Below are 4,200 nucleotides of genomic sequence, written 5' to 3' on the forward strand. Positions count from 1 at the left end.
GAGCGGCTCGCGCGCATGCGTGATGGCACCCTGGGGTCACTTCACTCCTGGGAGCTGGTCACCGCCGTCGACGGGCCGGGCACCCGGATGACCATCTTCCTCAACGGATGCCCCCTGCGCTGCCTGTACTGCCACAACCCGGACACGTTCCTGATGCGTGACGGAGAGCCTGTGGACGTGGAGGAGATCCTGCGGCGCATCCGGCGCTACCGGAACGTCTTCAAGGCAACCGGTGGCGGCATCACCCTCTCCGGCGGGGAAGTGCTCATGCAGCCGGCCTTCGCCGGACGCATCCTCGCCGGCGCGAAGGCCATGGGTATCCACACCTGCATCGACACCTCCGGTTACCTCGGCCAGCACGCCTCTGACGAGATGCTGGACAACATCGACCTGGTCCTACTGGACGTGAAAAGCGGGGACGAGGACACCTACAAGAAGGTCACCGGCCGCGAACTCGCCCCGACCATCGACTTCGGTGACCGGCTGGCCGCCAAGGGCATCGAGACCTGGGTGCGCTTCGTGCTGGTTCCGGGGCTGACCGACGACCCGCAGAACGTGGAGAACGTCGCCCGCATTGTGGAGCGCTGGCGGCCGGTAGTCTCCCGCGTGGAGGTGCTGCCCTTCCACCAGATGGGGACTGACAAGTGGGACGCCCTGAAGCTGGAGTACAAGCTGCGTGACACCCGCCCGCCGGAGCCGGCGCAGGTGGAGTCCACTCGCGAGATCTTCCGGGCGCACGGCTTCACCGTGCACTGAGCACGTAATTCGGCACCGCACCGTGCAGGCGGTGCTGTGCCCCAGGGGTGACCAGAGCCGCCCGCCCCGGTGCGGCCGCTCCACCCGGTGGGCTGGTGAGGGGCGCAGGCGCGCAAGCGGCTGAGCCTGCCCGAGCCGTTATGACAGAGCTATGACAGAGCTGCGGCCAGCGGGGCCGAGACCTGGTCCACCTGCCAGGGACGTGCCCCCAGCACTTGCAGCCGGGTGGAGATCGCGGCCGGCGAGGCGTCTGCCTGCTCCCCGGCGGCGCGCGCCTCGCCGAGCTCCCACGCCAGGCGCCGCTGCACGTCGGTGCCCAGCAGGAGCTCGTGTGGCAGGCGCAACTGCTCGGCGCGGGCGCGCACGGCACTGCGTACCAGCTCCAACGCCTCGGCGGACTCCGGATGGTGCCGGCCCCAGGAGCGCGGCTGGGGCAGCTCGCCGGGCGCGAGCGGCGTGTGCAAAGGGGGAAGCTCATCCTCGGGTAGCGCCATTGCGCGCTCGACCGCACTCCACCAAAGCTCCTGGTGGTCGCGTACCGATCGGGAGGAGAACTCCCGCAGCGAGGCCAGGCGGCGGCGAGACGAGGGCTGGGCCACGGCAGCTGCCACCAGGGCGCGGTGCGGGAGCACCTTGGAAGGGGTCACGTCCAGCTCCCGGGCGAGCTCCTCGCGTGCCGTCCACAACTCGCGCAGTACCGCCAGCGAGCGCGGGCTGCGAACCGCGCGTCCGGACCTGGGGGTGCGCCGCCAAGGATCGGTCCGGGCCGGGCGCAGCGGGTGGGTGCGCTCATACTCGAACTCCTGCGCGGCCCACTGCGCCTTGCCCGCCGCATCAAGCTCGTGCGCGAGCGCATCACGCAGCGGCAGGAGCAGCTCGACGTCAAGTGCGGCGTAGACCAGCCACGACTCCGGGAGCGGCCGAGTCGACCAGTCGGCCGCGGCGTGATCCTTGGCCAGTCGCAGTCCCAGCGTCTCCTCGAGCACGGCCCCCAGGCCCACGTGCTGGCGGCCTAGCATGCGCGCGGCCAGCTCGGTGTCAAACAGGGAACGCGCATGTAGTCCCAGTGCGGTCAGGCAGGGGAGGTCTTGGTCGGCGGCATGCAGCACCCATTCCGGACCGTCCAGCGCCTCGGCCAGGGCGGAGAGGTCGCCCGCACCCAGCGGATCCACCAGCACGGTTCCAGTGCCCTCGCGGCGCAGCTGCACCAGATAGGCATCCTGCCCGTAGCGGAATCCGGAGGCGCGCTCGGCGTCGACGGCTATTGGCCCGGTTCCGGCAGCCAGGGCGGCGGCTGCGCGAGCGAGCGCATCGGGGGTGTCCGTAATCGGGGGCAGTCCCTCCGCGGGCCGCGGGTAGGCGATCACGGCCTCTGGCGGTACCGGGGCATCCGTCGTGCCCCGGACGACGGCGGGCCGCGGTTGCGCTCGTCCCGTCACCTCGAGGCTCCCGCGAGGCTCAGTGGCACCGCCGTCTCCGGCTCGTGCCCGGCGCTTAAGTGAATCAACTCGTACCAGGCGAGCAGGTGCGCGGACAGATCAGGGGTGGACGGCGTCCAGGAGGCTCTGATCTCGACCTGCGCACTCGCGTCCGTCAGCTCCAACCCGCCGAATGTGTCCGAAAGCACCCGTGTGACCGTGCCCACCAGTGCCCGCCTGCCCGCGCCGGCGTGATCCAGTGCGTCGGTCAGCCAGGACCAGGCTGCCGCACCGAGCAGCGGGTCGGTGCCGATCTCGTCGTCGATGCGTGAGCTCACCATCACCACCAGGCGGAAATCGCCGTCCCAGGCCGCCTGCGTACCGGGATCATGCAGCACCACGAAGCGCCCGGAGGCGGCCGGCGTACCCGCTGCGGTCTGCACCGTCTGTGCGGTGAGCGCGGCGGCATAGGGGGCCAATCGTGCGGGCGCGGGAACTTCTTCTAGGACCAGCCCGCGTGGCCGGGGCGTCTCCCGCAGTGACTCCAGCGCGGAGCGGAAGCGCTCCGGCATCGTGGAAGCGGCGGCGTCATGTGCCTGCACGCGGTGAATGTCTGCCACTGCTTCAGGCTACCGGCGCTGCTGCACGCCTAGTGTTGCCACGCCGCGCCGGTCGGCCGACACGTTTCACGACCGCAACGGTCCCGCAGCCTGTGCTACTGGTCTATCGTGAGACCGGCCGGCGGGCACAGCTCGCGGCGGCGCCACTACTAGCCAAGCAAACAGGACAGGAACGCACTCCATGACCTTGCCCGAGAACGCCACCCCGCTCGCATCCCGCGGCTCCATGCGGCGCATCGACTGGGAGACATTCCGCCGCATCGCCGAGGAGGCCGGCACCACGCTGCCCATTGAGCAGACAGCTGCATGGGACGCATTCGACGCCGCGATGGACGGGCGTGAACCGTGGGGGCGGCTGGTCTATGAGACGGCCGCCGGCCAGCCGCGGGCCCTGATCTCGCTGACCCGGATGAATGTGCGTGGCTTCCCCTACCTGTGGGCCAGGCACGCTCCGGTATGGCTCGGCCAGGAGCCCAGCGCCGCCGAGGAGGCAGAGCTGCGTGAACTGCTGACCGATGGGGTTCGCTTTCACGATCCCGCGGTCGTATTCGTACGCCTGCACTGCACCCATCCGGCGCCCGGCCTGCACGAGCTGCTGCAGACGATGGCCTACGACCACACCGTGATCCTTGATCTTGACCGCCCCGACGACGACGCCTTCCTGGCCTCCTTCAAGCCGCGGGGACGTCGCGACGTGCGCAAGGCACTGCGCAACACGGAGCTGACCTATCACGATGAGACCGACCGCGCCGAGGAGGTATTCGCGGAGCTCTACCAGATCCTCCTGGAGACGGGGGACAGGGACGGGTTCCACGCGGCGCCCGAGGAGACCTACCGCACCATGCTGCGCACGCTCGGCCCGGACCACTGCCGGCTTTACGTGGCCCGCCGTAATGGCGGCCAGGCGCTGGCCTGGAGTATCGACACGGTGTGGGGCGACGGCGCCGGACGCTACTATGCGGCTTCAACCGCGGAGGGGCGTCGAGGCCGTGCCGCTGATGCGCTGCTCTACAAGGAGGGGTGCTGGCTGCGCGAGCGTGGCGTGCGCACCTGGGACCTGATGGGCGCCGGATCCGAGCGCACCCCCGAGCTCAACGGCGTCGGTTCCTTCAAGGGCAAGTTCACCGCCGAGGGCACCGTCGCCATCCCCGGCCCCTGGGACGTGCCGGTGCGGCCGCGCGTCTACGCCGGCCTGGTGCGTGCACTGGAGCTCAAGCACCGCGCGGAGACGGGCGTCGCCTCCCTGCGTGAGCGGCTGGGGTCCCTGCGCTCGGAGCGGGACGACCATGCGGATGGCGATCCCGAGGCCGAGGCCTCCGCGCGTCAGTAGCCAGCGCGCCGGTAGAAGGCGGTCGCCGGTCCTCGGCCCGGCGCTGTGCCCGGGCTGTATCCCCGGGCACAGCGCC

4 protein-coding genes are annotated in these 4,200 nt (G+C 70.6%); 2 read left to right on the top strand and 2 right to left on the bottom strand.

Features of this window, described 5'->3' with window-relative positions:
- Positions 1-756 (top strand): pyruvate formate-lyase-activating protein (pflA, locus tag GZ998_RS09300; protein WP_257505760.1); only part of this gene is annotated, 756 nt, incomplete at its 5' end.
- A gap of 149 nt (positions 757-905) precedes the next feature.
- Here the strand turns inward: pflA and GZ998_RS09305 are convergent.
- Complete coding sequence (locus tag GZ998_RS09305; protein WP_308807203.1) at positions 906-2,123, bottom strand: HRDC domain-containing protein; 1,218 nt, start codon at positions 2,121-2,123, stop codon at positions 906-908.
- A 68-nt stretch (positions 2,124-2,191) separates the two neighbouring features.
- Positions 2,192-2,746: a DUF3000 domain-containing protein gene (locus GZ998_RS09310; RefSeq protein ID WP_161925335.1), complete on the bottom strand. Its 555-nt coding sequence runs from the start codon at positions 2,744-2,746 to the stop codon at positions 2,192-2,194.
- A gap of 229 nt (positions 2,747-2,975) precedes the next feature.
- On the opposite strand from GZ998_RS09310, the gene GZ998_RS09315 reads away from it, so the two are divergent.
- On the top strand, positions 2,976-4,124 hold the full coding sequence (locus GZ998_RS09315; RefSeq protein WP_219109678.1) for a GNAT family N-acetyltransferase: 1,149 nt from the start codon (positions 2,976-2,978) through the stop codon (positions 4,122-4,124).
- Positions 4,125-4,200 lie beyond the last annotated feature (76 nt).

Origin of the sequence: Actinomyces sp. 594, from assembly GCF_019325145.1 — a bacterium.
GTDB lineage: Bacteria > Actinomycetota > Actinomycetes > Actinomycetales > Actinomycetaceae > Actinomyces.

Bases quoted from the DNA above. Each gene is read 5' to 3' on its own strand.
- GZ998_RS09310 (WP_161925335.1), bottom strand. From the start codon at position 2,746: ATGCCGGAGCGCTTCCGCTCCGCGCTGGAGTCACTGCGGGAGACGCCC.
- GZ998_RS09315 (WP_219109678.1), top strand. From the start codon at position 2,976: ATGACCTTGCCCGAGAACGCCACCCCGCTCGCATCCCGCGGCTCCATG.